19 protein-coding genes are annotated in these 20,437 nt (G+C 32.9%); 8 read left to right on the forward strand and 11 right to left on the reverse strand.

Going from position 1 to position 20,437, the window contains the following annotated elements:
* The first annotated feature begins 35 nt into the window (after positions 1–35).
* The 4 genes from IHE43_RS18690 (at position 36) to IHE43_RS18705 (ending at position 4,191) form a co-directional block, all read left to right on the forward strand.
* Complete coding sequence (locus tag IHE43_RS18690) at positions 36–614, forward strand: non-canonical purine NTP diphosphatase (protein ID WP_192185302.1); 579 nt, start codon at positions 36–38, stop codon at positions 612–614.
* Between the two features lie 194 nt (positions 615–808).
* Entirely contained in the window at positions 809–2,722 is a 1,914-nt protein-coding gene (locus tag IHE43_RS18695) for a DEAD/DEAH box helicase (RefSeq protein WP_192185303.1), read from the forward strand.
* A gap of 257 nt (positions 2,723–2,979) precedes the next feature.
* Positions 2,980–3,753 (forward strand): carboxypeptidase-like regulatory domain-containing protein, encoded by a 774-nt coding sequence (locus IHE43_RS18700; protein WP_192185304.1) that lies wholly within the window; start codon positions 2,980–2,982, stop codon positions 3,751–3,753.
* 99 nt (positions 3,754–3,852) lie between these two features.
* A complete protein-coding gene (locus IHE43_RS18705) occupies positions 3,853–4,191 on the forward strand; it encodes a DHCW motif cupin fold protein (RefSeq protein WP_192185305.1) in 339 nt (112 codons plus the stop codon).
* A 260-nt stretch (positions 4,192–4,451) separates the two neighbouring features.
* Here the strand turns inward: IHE43_RS18705 and IHE43_RS18710 are convergent, their stop codons facing one another.
* Positions 4,452–5,912, reverse strand: coding sequence for an aminoacyl-histidine dipeptidase (locus IHE43_RS18710; protein WP_192185306.1), 1,461 nt, complete (start codon positions 5,910–5,912; stop codon positions 4,452–4,454).
* A gap of 247 nt (positions 5,913–6,159) precedes the next feature.
* Between IHE43_RS18710 and IHE43_RS18715 the strand changes: the two genes are divergently transcribed.
* The gene (locus tag IHE43_RS18715; protein ID WP_192185307.1) at positions 6,160–7,227 is read left to right on the forward strand and encodes a DUF3810 domain-containing protein; all 1,068 of its coding nucleotides are present in this window, start codon (positions 6,160–6,162) and stop codon (positions 7,225–7,227) included.
* A 13-nt stretch (positions 7,228–7,240) separates the two neighbouring features.
* Here the strand turns inward: IHE43_RS18715 and IHE43_RS18720 are convergent, their stop codons facing one another.
* The 4 genes from IHE43_RS18720 to IHE43_RS18735 all read right to left on the reverse strand — a co-directional run bounded on the left by IHE43_RS18720 (position 7,241) and on the right by IHE43_RS18735 (position 11,322).
* Positions 7,241–7,831: an NAD(P)H-dependent oxidoreductase gene (locus tag IHE43_RS18720; protein WP_192185308.1), complete on the reverse strand. Its 591-nt coding sequence runs from the start codon at positions 7,829–7,831 to the stop codon at positions 7,241–7,243.
* Positions 7,832–7,842: 11 nt separating this feature from the next.
* On the reverse strand, positions 7,843–9,399 hold the full coding sequence (locus IHE43_RS18725; protein WP_192185309.1) for an FAD-dependent monooxygenase: 1,557 nt from the start codon (positions 9,397–9,399) through the stop codon (positions 7,843–7,845).
* Positions 9,400–9,411: 12 nt separating this feature from the next.
* Complete coding sequence (locus IHE43_RS18730) at positions 9,412–10,626, reverse strand: 3-oxoacyl-[acyl-carrier-protein] synthase III C-terminal domain-containing protein (protein ID WP_192185310.1); 1,215 nt, start codon at positions 10,624–10,626, stop codon at positions 9,412–9,414.
* A 138-nt stretch (positions 10,627–10,764) separates the two neighbouring features.
* Positions 10,765–11,322: a Crp/Fnr family transcriptional regulator gene (locus IHE43_RS18735; protein ID WP_192185311.1), complete on the reverse strand. Its 558-nt coding sequence runs from the start codon at positions 11,320–11,322 to the stop codon at positions 10,765–10,767.
* 428 nt (positions 11,323–11,750) lie between these two features.
* Between IHE43_RS18735 and IHE43_RS18740 the strand changes: the two genes are divergently transcribed.
* Complete coding sequence (locus tag IHE43_RS18740) at positions 11,751–12,245, forward strand: RNA polymerase sigma factor (RefSeq protein ID WP_192185312.1); 495 nt, start codon at positions 11,751–11,753, stop codon at positions 12,243–12,245.
* 8 nt (positions 12,246–12,253) lie between these two features.
* Positions 12,254–12,886 carry a hypothetical protein gene (locus IHE43_RS18745; protein WP_192185313.1) on the forward strand — a complete coding sequence of 211 codons (633 nt, stop codon included), beginning with the start codon at positions 12,254–12,256 and terminating at the stop codon, positions 12,884–12,886.
* Positions 12,887–12,986: 100 nt separating this feature from the next.
* On the opposite strand, the gene IHE43_RS18750 is transcribed toward IHE43_RS18745, so the two are convergent.
* Both IHE43_RS18750 and IHE43_RS18755 read right to left on the reverse strand, forming a co-directional pair.
* Entirely contained in the window at positions 12,987–13,817 is an 831-nt protein-coding gene (locus tag IHE43_RS18750; RefSeq protein ID WP_192185314.1) for a 1-acyl-sn-glycerol-3-phosphate acyltransferase, read from the reverse strand.
* Positions 13,818–13,942: 125 nt separating this feature from the next.
* A complete protein-coding gene (locus IHE43_RS18755) occupies positions 13,943–14,593 on the reverse strand; it encodes a CoA pyrophosphatase (protein WP_192185315.1) in 651 nt (216 codons plus the stop codon).
* A gap of 92 nt (positions 14,594–14,685) precedes the next feature.
* Here IHE43_RS18755 and IHE43_RS18760 point away from each other — a divergent pair, with 92 nt between their 5' ends.
* The gene (locus IHE43_RS18760) at positions 14,686–15,120 is read left to right on the forward strand and encodes a DUF4268 domain-containing protein (RefSeq protein ID WP_192185316.1); all 435 of its coding nucleotides are present in this window, start codon (positions 14,686–14,688) and stop codon (positions 15,118–15,120) included.
* Positions 15,121–15,204: 84 nt separating this feature from the next.
* Here the strand turns inward: IHE43_RS18760 and IHE43_RS18765 are convergent, their stop codons facing one another.
* The 4 genes from IHE43_RS18765 to IHE43_RS18780 are packed head-to-tail and all read right to left on the reverse strand — an operon-like array spanning position 15,205 to position 20,407.
* Entirely contained in the window at positions 15,205–17,379 is a 2,175-nt protein-coding gene (locus IHE43_RS18765) for a T9SS type B sorting domain-containing protein (protein ID WP_192185317.1), read from the reverse strand.
* Between the two features lie 32 nt (positions 17,380–17,411).
* Complete coding sequence (locus tag IHE43_RS18770) at positions 17,412–17,822, reverse strand: hypothetical protein (RefSeq protein WP_192185318.1); 411 nt, start codon at positions 17,820–17,822, stop codon at positions 17,412–17,414.
* 20 nt (positions 17,823–17,842) lie between these two features.
* Positions 17,843–18,787, reverse strand: coding sequence for a nitronate monooxygenase family protein (locus tag IHE43_RS18775; RefSeq protein ID WP_192185319.1), 945 nt, complete (start codon positions 18,785–18,787; stop codon positions 17,843–17,845).
* Between the two features lie 12 nt (positions 18,788–18,799).
* The gene (locus IHE43_RS18780) at positions 18,800–20,407 is read right to left on the reverse strand and encodes a S8 family serine peptidase (RefSeq protein WP_192185320.1); all 1,608 of its coding nucleotides are present in this window, start codon (positions 20,405–20,407) and stop codon (positions 18,800–18,802) included.
* Positions 20,408–20,437: the final 30 nt, after the last annotated feature.

Consider the following 20,437-nt stretch of genomic DNA (forward strand, 5'->3'; position numbering starts at 1 on the left):
TGTTTCAAATTACTCATACAACAAAACTCTTTATTATGAAACTCGTTTTTGCATCAAATAATCTAAATAAAATCAAAGAAATTCAAAGCATCCTAAACGGTTCGATACAATTATTAAGTCTCGAAGAAATTGGCTGTCATGAAGAAATTCCTGAAACAGCAGATACTATTGAAGGAAATGCGATTTTGAAAGCGGATTATGTAACTCAAAAATACGGTTATGATTGTTTTGCTGATGATACCGGTTTAGAAGTTACGGCACTAAATGGTGAACCAGGTGTTTATTCAGCAAGATATGCTGGTGAACAGCGCAATGCCGATGATAATATGGATAAACTTTTGAATGCCTTAAAAGACAAATCAGATCGTAGTGCACAGTTCAAGACCGTTATTGCTTTAAACTTAAATGGAGAGCAGCATCTTTTTACCGGACTTGCCAAAGGAGAGATTACTTTTAGTAAAGCAGGAAATCACGGTTTTGGATATGATCCTATATTTCAACCTGAGAATTATTCAGAAACATTTGCCGAATTATCCTCAGATATTAAAAATAAAATCAGCCATCGTGCAAAAGCAACTAAGCAACTAATTGATTTCCTGAACTCCACAAAATAATTGTTCAAAATACAACAATTTAAAGGGTAAATTTTATATTACTAGACGTTAAATTATTCATTTTCTTATCAAATTGATTTTACGATAAACATAACTTTTTGATAATCAAATCATAACAAATGCATAATTCTTAAAAATGCATTAGTTTATATGGAAAATTAACAGTAATTTTGCACCCTATTTTAAATACACATATGAATAAATTTGAACAATTAGGATTGAATGAATCGTTACTGAAGGCGATTTTAGATCTAGGATTTGAGAATCCGTCAGAAGTACAGGAGAAAGCGATTCCCCTATTATTGGAAAAAGACACAGATATGGTTGCGTTGGCTCAGACAGGGACAGGGAAAACGGCAGCTTTCGGTTTTCCGCTAATTCAAAAAATTGATGCTGACAACAGAAATACACAAGCATTAGTTTTATCGCCAACACGAGAACTTTGTTTACAGATTACCAACGAACTTAAAAACTACTCAAAATACGAAAAAGGTATTAATGTGGTAGCAGTTTACGGCGGGGCTAGTATTACAGAGCAAGCTAGAGACATTAAAAGAGGTGCACAAATTATTGTAGCAACTCCTGGAAGAATGCAAGACATGATCAACAGAGGATTGGTTAACATTAAAAATATAGACTACTGTATTCTTGATGAGGCTGATGAAATGTTGAACATGGGATTCTATGAGGATATCGTATCTATTTTATCTGATACTCCTGACCAAAAAAGTACATGGTTGTTCTCTGCAACTATGCCACAAGAGGTTGCCAGAATTGCAAAACAATTCATGAGCGACCCGGTTGAAATTACTGTTGGAACTAAGAACTCAGGTTCTGCAACAGTTTCTCACGAATTTTACTTAGTAAATGCACGTGATCGTTACGAAGCTTTAAAACGTTTAGCCGATGCAAATCCAGATATTTTCTCTGTGGTTTTCTGTCGTACTAAAAGAGATACTCAGGCTGTAGCTGAAAAATTGATTGAAGATGGATACAGCGCTGCTGCATTGCACGGAGATTTATCTCAGGCGCAACGTGATGGTGTAATGAAATCTTTCCGTGGAAGACAAATTCAGATGCTTGTTGCTACTGACGTTGCTGCACGTGGTATTGACGTTGATAATATTACTCACGTAGTAAATTACCAACTTCCTGACGAAATTGAAACTTACAATCACCGTTCCGGACGTACTGGTAGAGCTGGAAAATTAGGAACTTCTATTGTAATTGTTACAAAAAGTGAGTTACGTAAAATTTCTTCTATCGAAAGAATTATCAAACAAAAATTCGAAGAAAAAACTATTCCATCCGGAATCGAAATCTGCGAAATTCAATTATTGCACTTAGCGACTAAAATCAAAGATACTGAAGTTGATCACGAAATTGACAACTATTTACCAGCAATCAACAATGTTCTTGAAGGTTTATCTAAAGAAGAATTAATCAAGAAAATGGTATCAGTAGAATTTAACCGTTTTATTGCTTACTATAAAAAGAACAGAGATATTTCATCTCAAGCCGGAGAAAGACGCGAAAGAAGTGATTCTGAACCAAGAGAATTCAATAATAATGGAGCAGTTCGTTATTTTGTAAACATTGGTTCAAGAGACAATTTCGATTGGATGACTCTTAAAGATTACTTGAAAGAAACATTAGACTTAGGTCGTGATGACGTTTTCAAAGTAGATGTAAAAGAAGGTTTCTCTTTCTTCAACACTGATCCTGAGCATACTGATAAAGTTATGGAAGTATTAAACAACGTACAATTAGAAGGGCGTCGTATTAATGTTGAAATTTCCAAAAATGATGGTGGCGGAAGACGTGATCATAACGGACGTAGCGGTGGAGGACGTAGTTCTGGCGGACCAAGACGTGAAGGAAGCTTTGCTCCAAGACGTGAAGGTTCTGGTGGTGGTGGATTCAAAAGCGACAGAAACTCAGCTCCAAGAGAAGGTGGTTTCAGAAGCGACAGAAATTCATCTGCTCCTAAAAGAGAAGGTGGTTTTAGAAGTTCAACTCCAAGAACCGAAGGAAGTTCGGACAGAGCTCCAAGACGTTCTGAAAGCTTTGGTGATTCACCAAGACCAAGAAGACCAAGAAGAGATTAATATCATTTAATTTTCTTTTAAATATAAAAATCCCAAATTCCAATTAGTATGGAATTTGGGATTTTTTTTATTTAAAAACTTTTTTTGAATTGATGCATTTTATAATTCGAAACCATATAATTTAAATCTTCATATTCCCTTTTTAGTTAAATACTAAAAGTAACACTTCTTTCCTTTGTTAATTTTCTGATAATTATATTCGAAGACTACGAAATATTTAATCCCGATTTACTACTTTTAGTGCTTTAAATCAGGATATGAAATATTTCGCAGTTTTCTTTTTTATACTAATATCGACCATCAGTTTTGCACAAGAAACTGACCCTGCCATTCCTCAGAGAGTTTCTGGTTATATCTACAACGATAATAGTAAACAACCTCTTCCTAATGTAAATGTCATTAACACAAACAAAGTACGTGGTGCTATGTCTGATGCGAAAGGATATTTTGAGATTGATGTACAGCCAAATGACACACTTCATTTCTCGCTTTTAGGATTTCAGTCTCTGCGAATCAGAGTAACTAATGACTGGATAAAAAATAAAGTAACACGAATTCAACTTACAGAAAAAGCAATTGCTTTGGAAGAAGTGGTTATTGCTCCTTTTAATTTAACAGGATATCTTGAAATAGATTCTAAATTAATTCCAACTAAAGAAAATTACCGTTACAGTATTTCTGGTCTTACACAAGGATATGAAGCAGGAGAATATGCACCAAATGCTTTTGGAAAAGTATTGGGATCGATTTTTAACCCAGCTGATATGCTTTATAATTTCTTCGGGAAAAACGGAAAAGAGCTCAAGAAATTAAAAGATATGAAAAAAGACGATACCATTCGAAATCTTCTGGAATCGAAATATGATCGTGAAACACTTGCAGTTCTCTTAGGCATAAGCAAAGATGAAATTCCTGAAATTTTACAACGGTGCAACTATTCCGATGCTTTTATTCAATCTGCAAATGACCTACAAATTCTGGACGCCATTAGCGGTTGTTACGAACAGTATAAAGTTTTAAAGCGAAATTAGAAATTCGACATACGATCAAAACATATAATCCTCATTACAAATTAGTATGAGGATTTTATTTTAGAACTATATTTACTTGCAACCGAGATAAAAAATACCATGCTTAAAATCCCTTTTCAAACAGTTGACTGGACTCAAATTTTAAAAACTGAACATGCAGGAGAAACCGGAACTGCATTTTGGCAAACAATACAATTAGGCAGTTTACGTATTCGAAAAATTACTTACTCTGAAAATTATGCTGCAGATCATTGGTGCCAGAAAGGACATATCGTACATTGTCTTGAAGGCGAATTTATTAGCGAATTAGAAAATGGACAAAAGTTCAATTTAAGCAAAGGAATGACCTATGTAGTGTCTGATGATCTAAGCTCTCACCGCTCTATAACTGCTAAGGGCGTTGAATTATTAATAATTGATGGTGATTTTTTAAAGTAATAGACTAAGCAATTCAGAATATTATATTTATATTTACTTACATTCAAAGAAAAATTAACTTAATTTAAATAATATGGCAAAGAGTCAAGACGCTAAAAAAACAGCAAAAAAAGAACCGCTAAAAACGGCTAAAGAAAAGAAAGAAGAGAAACGAGAGAAGAAAAATTCTCCGAAGAGAGATTAATTTTAAGTTTTCAGTCACAGCTCAGTTTTCAGTTTATTATTAAAACTGAAAACTGTGACTGCAAACTGAGACTTTTTTATTTAACTGGAATATTCGAAAGAATTTCTAATACAAATTTCCAGTATTTTTGAGCTGATGAAATACTTGCTCTTTCGTCAGGTGAATGTGCTCCATGAATTGTTGGCCCGAAAGAAATCATATCCATATCAGGATAATTTGTTCCTAAAATTCCACATTCTAAACCGGCGTGACAAGCTACCACTTTTGGTTTCTCACCGTTTTGTTTTTCGTAAATTCCCACCAAAGTGTCTAATATTTCAGAATTTACATTGGGCGTCCAACCAGGATAAGAACCAGAAAGTTCAACTTCACAACCTACCAACTCAAAAGCAGAACGCAATGAATTTGCCAAATCAAATTTTGAAGTTTCTACAGAAGAACGCGTCAAACATCCAATCAATATCTCACCATCTTTTATAATAACCCGTGCAATATTATTTGAAGTTTCTACTAAATTCTCCATATCAGCACTCATTCTGTAAACACCGTTATGAGCTGCATAAATTGCTCTGATGATTCCTTCCTGAACACCTAAATCCATTACCTTTTCAGGTAAATCGCATTTTACGATCTCAATAGATAAGTTTGGCTCAGTCGTTTTATATTCAGTTTTGATATCATTGATGATTTCCTGCATATCAAAAATATACGCTTCATCAAACATTTCAGAAATAATTACCTTTGCAACGCTTTCTCTTGGAATAGCATTACGTAAACTTCCCCCGTTAATTTCAGCAACCTGTAAACCGAAGTTTTCAAAAGCATCAAATAACAAACGATTCATTATTTTATTAGCGTTTCCTAAACCTTTGTTGATATCCATTCCTGAATGACCTCCATTTAAACCTTTTACGGTAATAATGTGACCAACTGATCCTTCCGGAACTTCTTCTTCGTGATACGTTCTTGTAGCCGTTACATCGATTCCACCAGCACATCCTATATCAATCTCATCATCCTCTTCGGTATCCAGGTTCAACAAAATCTGACCTTGCAGAATTCCGCCTTTTAAATTTAAAGCGCCTGTCATTCCTGTTTCTTCATCAATGGTAAACAAAGCTTCAATTGCAGGATGTGGAATATCTTTGCTTTCTAAAATAGCCATAATTGTAGCAACTCCTAATCCATTATCAGCACCAAGCGTTGTACCGCGAGCGCGAACCCAGTCCCCATCAACATACATATCAATTCCCTGCGTATCGAAATCAAAAACAGTATCTGCATTTTTTTGGTGCACCATATCAAGATGTCCCTGCATTACAATTGCTTTGCGATTTTCCATTCCCGGAGTTGCCGGTTTTCTGATAATTACATTTCGAATTTCGTCTTCAAAAGTTTCCAAACCCAGGCTATTTCCAAAGTTTTTCATAAACTCGATCACACGTTCTTCTTTCTTTGACGGACGCGGAACAGCGTTCAGATCAGCGAACTTATTCCATAGTGCCTTTGGTTCCAGATTTCTTATTTCCTGACTCATTATATTTTGTTTGAAGTTTAACAATTAAGAGTTTCAAAGTTACAAAGTTTAAATTCTTTTTTGCCACAAATTTCACGAATTAGCACTAATTATAACGGCTCTAAAATTGAATCACAAAAACCTTTAGTATTTTTTTGAAATAAAATAAAGCAAACCAATAATTAGTGAAAATTAGTGGAATTCGTGGCTAATTTTTTTTTCAATCAGTAAATATTGTATTTATATTTACGTATCCAAAATTTACGATGTGAAATCAAAATATATTTTGCCCTTATTTCTGGTCATTCAAATTATCTTTCTAAAAATCCTTCCCTTTTTTCCGGATTTTGTCGAAGGCGCCTATAGCAACAATTTATACCTCAGAATTTCACATTTCTTAAGAACAGTTTTAGGTAAAATTCCGTTTTCAATTGGTGATCTTATTTATTGTATTCTAATCTTATCTATAATTCGCTGGTTTTGGCAAATCCGAAAAACATGGAGAACTGACTGGAAAGATCATCTTCTAAAAATCGTAGGTAAAATTTCTGTTTTTTATTTCCTCTTTCATATGCTTTGGGCATTCAATTATTATCGTGAACCACTTTTTCAAAAAATGGACATCAAAAGAGAATATACTGATGCCGAATTATTAGCTTTCACCAAAAAACTAATTTTTAAAACCAACGAAATTCAGTTTCAGATTACCAAAAACAATAGTTCTAAAATAGTTTTTCCTTATTCTCAGAAAGAAGCTTTTCAGATGACCCTCAATGGATACAACAATCTGGCTAAAGAACATCCCTATTTTAAATATGAAATTTTAAGCGTCAAAAAATCTCTTTTCAGCCTTCCTTTGACTTATATGGGATTTGGCGGTTATTTGAATCCGTTTACGAATGAAGCACAGGTAAATGATTTACTTCCAATGTATAATTTCCCTGCCACTACTTGTCATGAAATGGCACATCAAATGGGTTTTGCGAGCGAAAGTGAATGTAATTTTATTGGTGTTTTAGCTTCTGTAAAAAACGATAATTTATATTTTCAATATTCAGGATATAGTTTTGCCTTACGCTATTGTTTAGGAATCTGGCAAGTTAAAAACGAGAAAATTTTCGAACAGTTAAAGAAGCAAACGCATGTCGGAATCTTAAAAAACTATCAGGAAAGCCATGATTTCTGGAAACAATATGATACTTTTATAGATGAAGGTTTCCATGTTTTTTATGACAATTTCCTAAAAACAAACAATCAAAAAGACGGCATGGACAGTTACAGCAAATTTGTAGATTTGATGGTGAATTATTATAAAGGAAATTTAGATTTTAAATAGAAGAAAGCATTTCTTATAGTTTTGAAAATTTAGTTATTATTTCTTTTAACCACTTTTCTCGTTGTTTTGCACTTACCATTTTTACTCTATTAAAACTAATCCATTTTCGGTTTTTATACCCTAATTTCCAAAATACACCTCTGAGTAATGCTTTTTGAATTGCATTGCCAAAAATCCACTGATAAATACATCTTGGTGTATTCATTGTAGTTATTACAGTGATCCTTTTTATATTATTTAATAGAGGCTTCATCCTTGTGTGTTTTTCATTTGCATAATCATAGGCAAGTCCAGGAAATATAACTTTATCAATGAAACCTTTCATTAAAGCAGGCATAAGTTCCCACCAAATAGGAAATATAAATACGAGATGATCTGCCCTTTCTAATCGCTGTTTATATGCGATAACTTGTGGATCAATAGTTTTTTTATCTCTAAAAGACCTTAAATCTTCGGCTGACATAACGGGATTGAATTGTTCATTATCCAGATGTATGACATCAACAGAATGTTGTGATACTTCGAGACCTTCTTTTACTGCCTGAAGCAAAGCATTGCAATAACTTCCTTTGAAAGGATGATTAAAAACGATTAGAAAATTCATGGATTATTTCTTTAATTAGAACTAATTACATTTATATAAGAATCAATATCACTGATTACTTTATCATAATCTTTAACCTTGCCAATCTCAAAAATAAATTTATCAGGTCTAATCACAACAAAATCTGCATTATTTTCATTCATCCATTTACTAAAAAAAACAGAAAATATTCCCATTGAAGAATCTTCGATGTTTTCTACAAGCGGAATATATTTTAATCTTCCCAATGGATTAAAAGCACGTATATTACAGTCTGAATGAAAAAGTACTACCCAGTTAAAACCACATAATTCATCAAAAGACACATTTCTATTATTATTCAAAGAGATTATGGGCTGAGGAATTCTCCTTCCAACCATAGGGTGATTATTCTTTGAGAAATTTTTGATATTTATACTATATAGATGTTTATCTATAAGAACATCTATAGGTTTACTTGGCAAAATATTAAGAAATCTCAGGAATCCATTTCTAAAAATGCCCAAAACTGGATTAGAACATTGGATAAATCCACCTAAAATAGCAGCAACTTTAATTATTTTTCCTACCTGTGGGGCTCTTTCCTTATGATAGGAATCCAGCAATTCTTCAATTTTAGCATTAGATTTCGAACAGGCTTTAATGATTTTCCAAGATAAATTTTTAGCATCTTTTATTCCGGAGCACATTCCTTGTCCCAAAAACGGAGGCATTAGATGTGCAGCATCGCCCGCAAGAAAAACAGTGTTACAACGCCATTTCTTAGCTATCAGGGTATGAAAGATGTACTTCTTTTTTCTAATGATTTCAAAATCTTGAATAGGAAAACTAAAACTTAATCTTGAGATCATCATTTCAGATAAAGCATCTTCCTGTAAAAGTTCATTTTTTTTTGAAATCATAAATTCCCATCTAAAATGATCAGCGACACCATTTACATAAGTAATGGGTTGGTGGGTATCACAATATTGTTTGTGATCTTCAGAAAAAACATCATTTCCTTTATACTTTGCATCTATAACAAGCCATTCTTTTTTAAATCCAAAATCATGAAGATCAATTTTTAATTTTTTGCGAATCTCACTTTTACCTCCATCGCAAGCGATAAGAAATTTAGCCTTTACATTTAATGATTCTTTTTTACTAATTATCAATGATAGAGAAACAGAATCTTTTTTTTGAATCAAATTTTTCCATGTTGTATTTTTTAAAAATTCCACATTTGGATACTGCGCAAAACCGTTACGCAAATGCATTTCGATCTCAGGCTGCAAAATCCAGTTACAAGCAGCAATATTTTCGGATATACTTGAATTTGGTTGAAATTGAAAAAGTAATTTATCCTTTTTTGTAACTAACGAATAATTTTTAAAAGGTTTTATAGAATCCTCTTTCATAGCTTCATACAATCCCAACTCCTGAAAAATTCTGATAACATCCTCATCAATATGTACCGCTCTTGGATAATCAATTATGTTTTTCTCTTTGTCAAAAATTAAAACCTTTAAATTTTGCTTACCAAAATAATTTGCGAATGTGGCACCAGTTGGGCCACATCCCGCAATTATAACATCGTATACTTCTTCCATAAATTAAATAAATTATATCTTCTCAACTAATAAGGCCGTTGCAGTAAGTCCAGGACCAAAAGCCATAGCTACAATTTTTGTCCCACTCTTTAGTTTTGAATCATTTATAATCTCATTAAAAATATGTGGAATAGTTGCTGAAGACATATTACCTTGTCGACGTAAAATCTCGTATGACGAATGTGCTTGTTCTTTAAGAACTCCGATTTCATCAATTACATAATCAATTATTTTAGGTCCTCCAGGATGTATCGCAAAATACATATTGGATTTTTCCTCTTCAAGATTTATGTCAGCTTTGTTACAAAGCGTAGTCAAAAATGATTCAATATTTTTACGAATAAAAACTGGAACTCTTTTAGAGAGTGTCATTAAAAAACTATACTCGCCTAAATCCCAAGACATATCCTCTAGAGAATCAGGAATGATCACTTCGTGAGATGCCAAAATACGTAATCCTTTTTTTTCTTCGATACTATCATCATTCATAAAAGAGTACTCTTCCTGGAGCGAATAACCAATAAAACCATCGCCAAAGAGTGAGCAAATCATAATATTGGAAGCAGAAAGTTCTGTTAAATTCAAGTGCGACGACAATAACTCTGTGTGCACAACATCTACTCTTCCATTGTTCGTACTAGATTTTACTAAGCTGCTTGCTGTACGAATCGCTGGAAAAGCACCATAACATCCCATTTGATAAGAATGTGTCACTTGAGAAGTTTGCCAATTTCTTTTTATAACAGCTTCCTGAGCAACACTTGGAGAGGCATAACCAGAACATGTTACGTGCAACAGATTTTCTGGAGCAATAGTAGTTTTAGAATAAAATTCATCAAAAACATAGCCCATTTTTTCTTTAAACCATTGCATTCTACTACCAATTTTAGCGATACCTAAATCACTCAAACTGTTTACTAGATTATTTGGAAGTTGATAATCATTAATTGAAGCATCTTCCATTTTATTTTCGATAAATTGCTCTATTTCATCAAAAAGTAAAGTTTGTCGCTGATTAATATTTTCAGGAGAAATAGCATATTTGTCTACTTGATGTGAAACAAACTCATAATCAACAGTACTATTATTATCTCCCGCGACAGATAAACAAGTTTTATTTTGCAAATGATAATAAAGAAATTTAGTGTACTTATTAAGTTTCTTTTGATCAAATAATTTACCTACTAAGACAGGCTTAAAATTATATAGAATAATATTTTGTTTCATATTTTTTGTTTTAATTTTTTGCAAATATGACCCAATTATGCACTAAACAAAATAACAATTGTTAATTAAATTCCTACAAAAAATAATTACTAAACAACAATCAGTACCTTGTTTATTAGTGTTTTTTCCTAATCCTTCTTAACTCTTTCTAGCGCGAATGCGACTTAAGGACACTTTTGTGATTCCGAGATAAGAAGCTATATATTGCAAAGGAACACGTTGTAGAATATAAGGTTTGTTTTTTAATAAGTTTTGATACCGCACTTCTGGTTTCTCTTTAATGTACTCTAAAAAATGGTTTACATAATTTACTAACCTATCTGAAATAAAATCGATAAACATTTCTTTTAAGCATGAATTTTCATTAATAATAATTTTCCAATGCTCTTTTTTAATTAGTAAAACGCTAGTATCTTCAATAGTATCTAAACTAAATACGCTAGGTGTGTCCTTTAAAAAACTTTCGAAAGAAGATACAAAATCATTTTCAAAGAAGAATTGAATTGAGATTTCAGTACCATTATCATTATTAGAAAGACGCATGCTTCCCTTAATTATAAAATATAATACATTGGAGACGGTTCCTTCTTTTAACACGGTCTCTTTTGATGGTAAGTTTAGTTCAAACCAAAATTCTTTATAATTAGAAATCACTTCACCTAACTTCGGATAGCTATTATGTATACTGGTTAGCATATTTATCAATTTATATTTAAAAACAACAGTAAGTTTATAGCTAATATATTTTTCCTTCTTATCGATACGATAATCTAAAAAAAACAATAACCTGTCAAACTCATCAAAAGTAGTATTTTATTTACAATTAAAAGTGATGGTTAAAAAAATTACAAGTCACTAGAGAATTTATACCTCCATCAAAATGCAGACACAAAGTGACAGCTCGAAAATAACAATCCATCATTTTGCATTTTTTATCAGAAAATGGTAGTTTTACTTACATCTTTTCGGAAAAGACTATTAATCAATATCGTCTGATTATTATAACTTAGAAAAAACACTCTACAGAGCAAATAGAAATTTTTTAGTCAACCGATTTCTAAACTTTTTTTAATGGAATAGTAATTCCAATGTAACAAAAATACTTTGAATACTACTAATACAATATGACCGAAAACCTAGAACAATCATTTGTTGCACAATTGAAGGCAAATCAGAATATAATCCACAAAATTTGTAGATTATATACTGCCGGCGAAGATGCTCACAAAGATTTGTTTCAGGAAATCACCATTCAGCTCTGGAAAGCTTATCCAAAATTTCGAGGCGACAGTAAATTTTCGACCTGGACGTATCGTGTGGCGTTGAATACCGCCATTACCTTATATCGAAAAACCAAAAGAACTATATCGACAGTAGAATATGAAAGTCATCAGCATTTTGTAAAAGATGTTGACTACAATTATGAAGAGGAAGAACAGATTAAATTGATGTATAAAGCAGTTTATCAGCTTAATGACATCGAAAAAGCATTAGTTTTTATGTATTTAGAAGACAAAGATTATCAAGAAATAGCCGAGACCTTAGGAATCAGCGAAGTGAATGCACGTGTGAAAATGAACAGAATTAAAGGGAAACTTAAAAAAATACTAAATCCTTAAAAATTATTATGAAAGAACTGGATTTATTAAAAAAAGACTGGAAAAAGAACTCGGATTCTTTTGAGCAAATTTCTGAAAAAGAAATCTACAGAATGATTCACAAAAAATCATCTTCAATCGTGAAGTGGATTTTGATAATCAGTATTTTGGAAATTTCGTTTTGGACTTTTTCAAACTTATTTCTCAATACCGATGATGTTATGCAAAAAATAAATCATCCGGAAATTGTCAATGCACTTGAATACCTGACTTATCTAAATTATTTAGTAGGATTGGTTTTCGTATTTATTTTCTATAAAAACTACACTACAATCTCAACGACTGTGGCCACCAAATCCTTGATGAGTGCCATTTTACGAACTCGAAAAACAGTACAATATTATGTTTGGTATAATTTAGGAATGATTGTTATAATAGCAATATTGAGCTTCTTTGTTGCTTTTGTATATAATCCGGACATGGTCTTTATAAGAGAAAAATTGGCGGCAAATGGTAAAGCTATGGTTATAACTTTCGGAATAGCATTTTTAGTTGCCTGTGCCTTTTTTGGGCTCTTCTGGTGTTTTTACCGTTTACTTTACGGAACGCTATTGCGAAGATTATATGCTAATTATAAAGAACTGAAGAAAATTGATTTATGAGAAAGGAACAAAGGTTCAAAGCGACAAACCGACAAAAGTTTTACGTTTTTAAGAAAAACTTCTAAGTTTTCTTATCAAACCTAAACCAATATTTACAAATCTAATTTTCATTTTCCGGGGCCTTATAACTCCATCTTCTCATTTCGTTAAGCTCTTCCTCCGCCTTAATTACTTCGGCTGGAATAACTTTTAAAAATGATGGATGTTGTTCAATTGCGTATTCTACTTTTTCTACAATTTCTTCAATTGTATCGTTTTCATAATCAATATCAAGAGGTTCTTTGATAATGAACGATTGCAGAATTCCTTTTTTCTTGGTTCGCAATCCCTTTTTATCAAATGAGCGACGGAAACCGTCAATAACAATCGGAATAACAATAGGTTTGTGCTGCTTAATAATATGTGCAGTTCCTTTACGAACTGGTTTGAATGATTTGGTAGTTCCTTGCGGAAACGTAATTACCCAACCATCTGCAAGGGCAATTCTGATATTCTCAGTATCATTTGGATTTACGTCTCTTTTTTCAGTCACGTCAACACCTTTAGCGCGCCAGGTTCTTTCAACTGTAATAGCACCCGCATAAGCCATAATTCGTGGTAATAAACCGGCTTTCATTGTTTCTTTGGCAGCAACATAATACAAGTTCATCTTCGGTTGCCATAAATAACCGATATTTTTAATCGTATCCTGACGCCCGCTCAAACTTGCGTTAAAGACGTGAAACATAGCCACAACATCAGCAAAATACGTTTGGTGATTTGATATAAACAATACGTTTGTATCTGGCAAAGATTTGATGATTTCAGATCCTTCGATCTGTAATTCATTAAAACCCCTATATCTTCTATGCGTCATGGCACCCAAAACACGGATTAACCATTTCTTGATGAATAATATATGTCCAAAAGGATTTCGTTTAAACAATCCCATAGCTACGTCTTGTATTTTTTTGTTAAGTCGCAAACATACAAAAATTATTCTTTTAGCGATAGTTTTAAGCAATTTTCACCAGAAGTAAGTAATATAATGAATATCAAATTGTTATTTTATTGTCTTTAGAGATTTTCTGCAAAAGTTATTTTTAAGACTTCTCTCAGTTCGCTCAAAATCATAGCCGTCGCTCCCCAGACAATATGATTTTGAATATTAAATGCAGGAACCAGGATATCGACCGCATAAGAAGTTGACAATGTGGTTTCCATAATTATTTCATCGTCTAAAAAAACAGATAAAGGTAATTCAATTATATCAGCAACTTCTCTGAGATCAGGATAAAATGAAAGTTCTTCTTTTGCAATTCCTAAAAAAGGATGCACTAAAAAATTACTTGGCGGAATATACACTGGTGTAAACTTCTTAATTATTTCAATTTTTTCCAATGAAACACCAACTTCTTCTTCTGTTTCGCGCAAAGCTGTTTCTTCAAAATTGACATCTGAAATTTCATATTTTCCTCCTGGAAAAGCAATTTGCGAGGAATGAACACCATTATAAGCGTTTCTGACAATTAAAACCAAATGTGTTTCATCATTTTTAGGATAAAGCAACATCATTACGGCAGCAATTCTTGGATTTTTTGTTTTTAAATCAACATTTCTAAGTTCTTCAAGGCGACCTTTTGGAGCCATTTTTAGATGGGCTAAATTTGCCGGTAATTCAACTGGAATTAAATTAGGAACATATTGCAAAAAATCTTGAAAATCCATATTCAAAGTTTATTTTTGTACTTTCAAATAAAATATAAATATAGTCCAGAAAACGCGGTTTCACAAGTTTTCCAGAGCCAAACCCCATAAAAATGTACAGCAGAGAAGAATCACAAAAGATAAAAAGAGAATTTTGGGTGGCTTTCGCCGAAAAATATCCACGCAAATGGGTTCTTTATGACACTAAAATAAAAGACTTTTCTTTTAAATTTTTTGTTGATAATAAAAAAGCACAGGTTTTAATTGATATCGAACACAGAAGTGATGAAAAACGAAATGCTTACTTCGAAAAAATAGAAGCTTTAAAAAATATTCTGGAAGAAGAATTTGTTTCTGATTTGGTTTACGAGAAAAACTATACTTTAGAAAGTGGTAAAACCATTAGCCGAATTTGGGTTGAAAAAGAAGGAGTTGGTTTTAGTAATCGTAATAATTGGGATGCTATTTTTGATTTTTTTAATGAGAAAATGCACGCTCTTGAAATGTTTTATTTGGAGTATGATGAGTTTATTAAGGATATTGAGTAAGAAAGGTTATGAGATTCGGAGTATCTAAGTCTCTAAGATTTTCCCATAACAAACCCGACAAGTTTTTAGAAACATGTTTGTTTTTTATCTCTTTAATGAGAAATGCCCTTTCTTTATGATCCCATTTTCTAACATCAATTGAAACCAGTAATCTGAAGAAGGTAAAGGTATTTGATTATAATTTCCATCCCAAATGCCATTTTTTCCTAAAGTTTTCAAAAGCTTACCGTATCTATCAAAAATATGAATACTATAGTTTTGGTATTCTAATCCCGTAATTTCCCAGGTATCATTGTACCCATCTCCATTTGGAGTGAAAAACTTTGGGATAACATAATCTTCATCTTCGTTTAATTCACAATCTAAACTATTATTAGAAACATTCAAATGTATCATAGAATTAACCGTACATAACGTATTAACATTTGTAACGCTAACCTTTATTTCTTCATGATTTCTAGTTGAGTTCCTATATATTTCATTTATTTTATCGCTAATATCATTTCCATTCTTATCAAAATATGAAAAATTATAAAGTAATGGATCCAGGACTAAAAGGGTATTAATTTTAGATAAATTAAATGTAGTATACCCCGTACCATCAGAATCACATTCATTAAAATCCGGAATTGTATTTAAACTAAATCCGGGTTTAGTACTTAATTCAATGTTAGTTTCTTCGTAACAACTCGGGTTATTTTTATTTCCAACCCTAACACTAATTATTTCATTAAAAGGATATTTGTTAGCATAATTAGCTGGTAAAGGCGATGGAAGAAGATTACCTAACTGATCCTTATACGAGAAGACAAAATTACTGGGATTTTGCACTAAATCACTCTCAATACCTGACATATCAAAACCTGAAGAAAAACCATTTCCTAAATCATCACAAGATGTTAAAACTGGAATAGTATTTAATATTGGTTTTTGCGTATTTACATAATCATAAGGATTAAATATATATACAGCTCCAGCATAACCAATATAATTTTGTTCATTTGCATCTAATGCTGCCCAAACTGCCCCAACAAGCAAATCATCTTTATACATAGAAATCGAACTTCCAAACATATCACTATTGTTTTTTATATTTGGATGAACAATCTGGTACTCATTCCACCTATTATTATTGTCTTTTTGAAACATGTAAACGCGACCAAACACTTTTGACAAAGCTCCCGTATTATCATATACGTTTTCACCTCCTCCAACTGCCATTTTATCATTAGAGATTTCTATCTTACCACCTAAACCAATCGCAGCAGAAACATCAGAAGCTCTTATCTTCTGAAAATCAGACCATTGATTATTTGTGTTTTTTCTAAAAATATAAATTGAGCCTGCGAACGTCAATGGTCCTCCTCCATCTCCACTTTGAGATGAATCATAATCATCTTCTCCCGGAGCAGCAATCACGATGTCATCTTTAGAAATTTTAACCGTCGAACCAAATCTATCCTGTAATCCTCTAAAATCGTAAGCCGTTAATTTTTGAACTTCCCTCCAAGTATTTGAGTTGTTGTTTTTTTCAAAAACATACGCCGCTCCCGCCCAATTAATTCCTTCTTCAACGGCACCTACTACAATAGTGTTTTCAAAAATAGAAATTGAATTTCCAAAATTATCTCTTCTATCTCTATCACTTGCAGTAATTTTTTGAACAAAATCCCAAACTCCATTGCTATTTCTATGATAAATATACGCAGCACCAGCATTCTCTAAATAATTAACAAAATTACCATCGGTACTATTATAAAAAGCACCAACAACCATAAAATCTCCAGATATTGCCAGAGTAGTCCCATAATTGTCATAAATTAAATTTTCAGATCTGCTTATTTTTTGCTTTAATTTATATAAATCATCCGAATCCCTTTCGTACATATATATTGCTTTTCCTCCAAGCCCTATTGCAGGATCACAACCTACAACAGCAAGCGTTTTTCCTTCCATTACTACCAAAGTTCCAAAACCACAATAATTTATAGCATCTGAAAGAATAAGTTCTTGATAAATTGACCAGCCATCGCAATCTTGTTTCGCTATATATATTTTACCTGCATTTTCTACACCTGCAATATTAACTTGATCTGCTGAATACGCAGCATAACCATCAAAAGTAACTACAGAAAATCCAAAGCTATTATCTCTAATCCTTACAGGCTCAACAATTTTAAAATTTTGTTTCCATTGTTGAGATGAAACAGATAATACAATAAAAAATAATAAAAGTGTAGTGTAGTTTTTTATTTTCATATTTATTTTCAAAAGATCAAAAAGCTTTTTCACTACACACTAGACATATTATAAACAATAATATGATCGTCGTAATTTATATAAAGCTGTTTGCGGTATTCTTGCTTTTTACGTGTAATAATAGATAACTTGCATTCCCGTCCATCATTGTCTTTACACATGAAGGAATAAACAATATCAGTATCGTTTTCTTCACGCTCAATATAATCTAAAATACTAAAAAGTTGAATTTCCTGAGAATAAACTACGATTCGATGTTTATTAGTATCCAGAATTACGGATAAATTCACTAAATCAAGATTGGACCATTCGCCCCATTTTCCTCTTTCGTTTTTTTCTAAAACACTAAATCCTGAAGTTTTAAATTGATAAGACTGACTTTGAACCTGTTGCAGACCAAATGCCAAAAAAAGTAATATTATGTAGGTTCGTATAGAATTCATATTGTATTTCTTGGGGATAATTAAAACTCAAATTTAGCCTTTTCTTTGGCTGCCGCTTCAAATTCAGTCATCATTTGTTGAATAATTTGTTCAACCGGCAAAATTTCGTGAATGAGTCCGGCAATTTGTCCAATTTCAAGTTCTCCTTCATCAAGGTCACCTTCAAACATTCCTTTTTTGGCTCTGGCTCGGCCTAACATCTGGATTAATTCTTCCTTTGAAGGGCATTTTTCATACAATTCCTGAACATCCTGATAGAATTTATTCTTTACCAATCGAACCGGAGCTAACTCTTTTAAGGTCAATTGCGTATCGCCCTCTTTTACTTTAACTATCGTTTCCTTGAAATTATTGTGTGCAGACGATTCCACTGATGCGGCAAACCGACTTCCAACCTGCACACCATCAGCACCCAAAATCATTGCAGCCAGCATTCCTCTTCCGGTTGCAATTCCGCCAGCGGCGATAATCGGAATCTGAATTTTTTCTTTCACCATCGGAATCAAAGTAAGCGTAGTAGTTTCGTCACGCCCGTTGTGTCCACCAGCCTCAAAACCTTCTGCAACAATAGCGTCTACTCCTGCCTCTTGCGCTTTTAAAGCAAAAATACTGCTGCTTACCACATGAACAACTGTTATTCCTTTTTCCTTAAGAAAAGAAGTCCATATTTTAGGATTCCCGGCTGAAGTAAAAATGATTTTCACGCCCTCTTCTACCACAATATTTATGATTTCTTCAAGATTTGGATATAACATCGGAATGTTGACACCAAATGGTTTATCCGTCGCTTTTTTACATTTCTGAATGTGCTCGCGTAAAACTTCCGGATACATGGAACCGGCACCTATAAGACCTAAACCACCTGAATTACTAACTGCAGAAGCCAGTTTATAACCACTATTCCAGATCATTCCGCCTTGAATTATTGGATATTTTATATTGAAAAGCTTGGTGATTTTATTCATGCAAAAAAGCTGTTATTGTTTGATTATCTTTCCTGTTTTATGCAGACCTTCGGTATCAAAAGTATAAAAATAGAGTCCACTATTTAAGGCTTCTACAGAAAGAATTGGATTTTGATTTGTAATTTGTTTTTCGATTAATTTTTGTCCCAAAACGGAGTAAATTGAAACTGATGCATTATAATTTTCATTTGAAAAAGAAAAAGAAACAAAAGTTTTAGCTGGATTCGGGAATATTGAAAAATCAGAAGAAACCTGAAAATTTTCAACTCCTAAAGTAGATCCAAAATTCGGAATTCCATATCCATAATCATTATTTGGATTTGCATATCGATCCGAAATTTCCAAAAGCATTTGTCGAATTTCTTTATTTGTTTTTGTTGGAAAAGCCTGCCATAAACAGGCAATCATTCCAGCCATTACCGGACATGAAAATGAAGTTCCATTTGAAGTTCCAATAGTACCTGAAGCATCGGAGACTACTGTAGCAGTTCCCTGCGCCATTACATCCGGTTTTATCCGACCATCGAAACTCGGGCCAATTGAACTGAAATTAGATTTTAGTTTTGAAGAGTCAACAGAACCAACTGTAATAACGGAAACAGCATCGGCCGGCCCTCCAATATGAGGTTCAGCATCTCTGCCTTCATTTCCTGCCGAAGCCACCACAATTATTCCTTTACTAAAAGCGATTTCTGCACCTCGAGAAATAAAATTGGTACTTCCGTTCATATCACTATAAGTATGGTTATAGTTTGGGTTCGTAAATCCAGTAAAATAACCTAAAGAAGTTGTAATAATATCAACGCCCAAACTATCGGCTTTTTCTGCAGCTTCAACCCATAATGACTCTTCAACCGGATTTTCAGAAGCATCATTTTCAGTTATAAACAAATAATAGGCAGCATCTGGAGCTGTCCCTATTAAGGCATTCTCTTTATAACCTCCCATAGTCGACAGCACTAAAGTTCCGTGATCATCTCCCGTATAAAAATTAGTATTTCGGTTAACAAAATCATAACCTCCCAAAATCTGATTTTTAGTCTGTAAATTTTGAAAAGGCTGCGCTGTGTTTACGCCTGGGAAGCCAGCATCTAAAACAGCAATTATTTTTCCGGCGCCAGTATAATTCTGCTTATGTAAAGCCTGCCCGTTAAGCATTTGAATTTGACTTAACGAACTTCCGTAAGCATAGTCAATATTCGTTTTAAGCTTGTCGTTTGTTTGAGTCTCCTTATTGTCCGAAACTTTTTTAGAAGTAGCAATTAAAGTTCTATTCGCAAAAACAACTTTGTCAACAAATGAAAATGATTTAAGTGCCAAAATAGTAGTTTGAGTTCCACGGATATGAAGCGCATTAAGCCATTTTGACTTTGCCAAGATGGTAATTCCTGAACTCGCTTTTATTTGACTAACATAGCTTTTTTCTACAGGAACATCAGTGGTATTTAAAAGAATATTTTGATTCGTTCTTCGGTCTAAAGAACGCTGCGTAAGCATATCTAAAGGTTTATCTAAAAGTAGTTGTGAGCTCGGTTTATCTTTAAAATAAACCCAGGCATCTTCTTGCGAAAACATCGCAGAAAAAACAAATAATAAAAGAAACGTGAAACAGTATTTCATAGTTTACTTTTTTAAAAGGAAAACCTCCGT

It is taken from the genome of Flavobacterium sp. MDT1-60 (assembly GCF_014844035.1).
In the GTDB taxonomy this organism is placed as follows: domain Bacteria; phylum Bacteroidota; class Bacteroidia; order Flavobacteriales; family Flavobacteriaceae; genus Flavobacterium.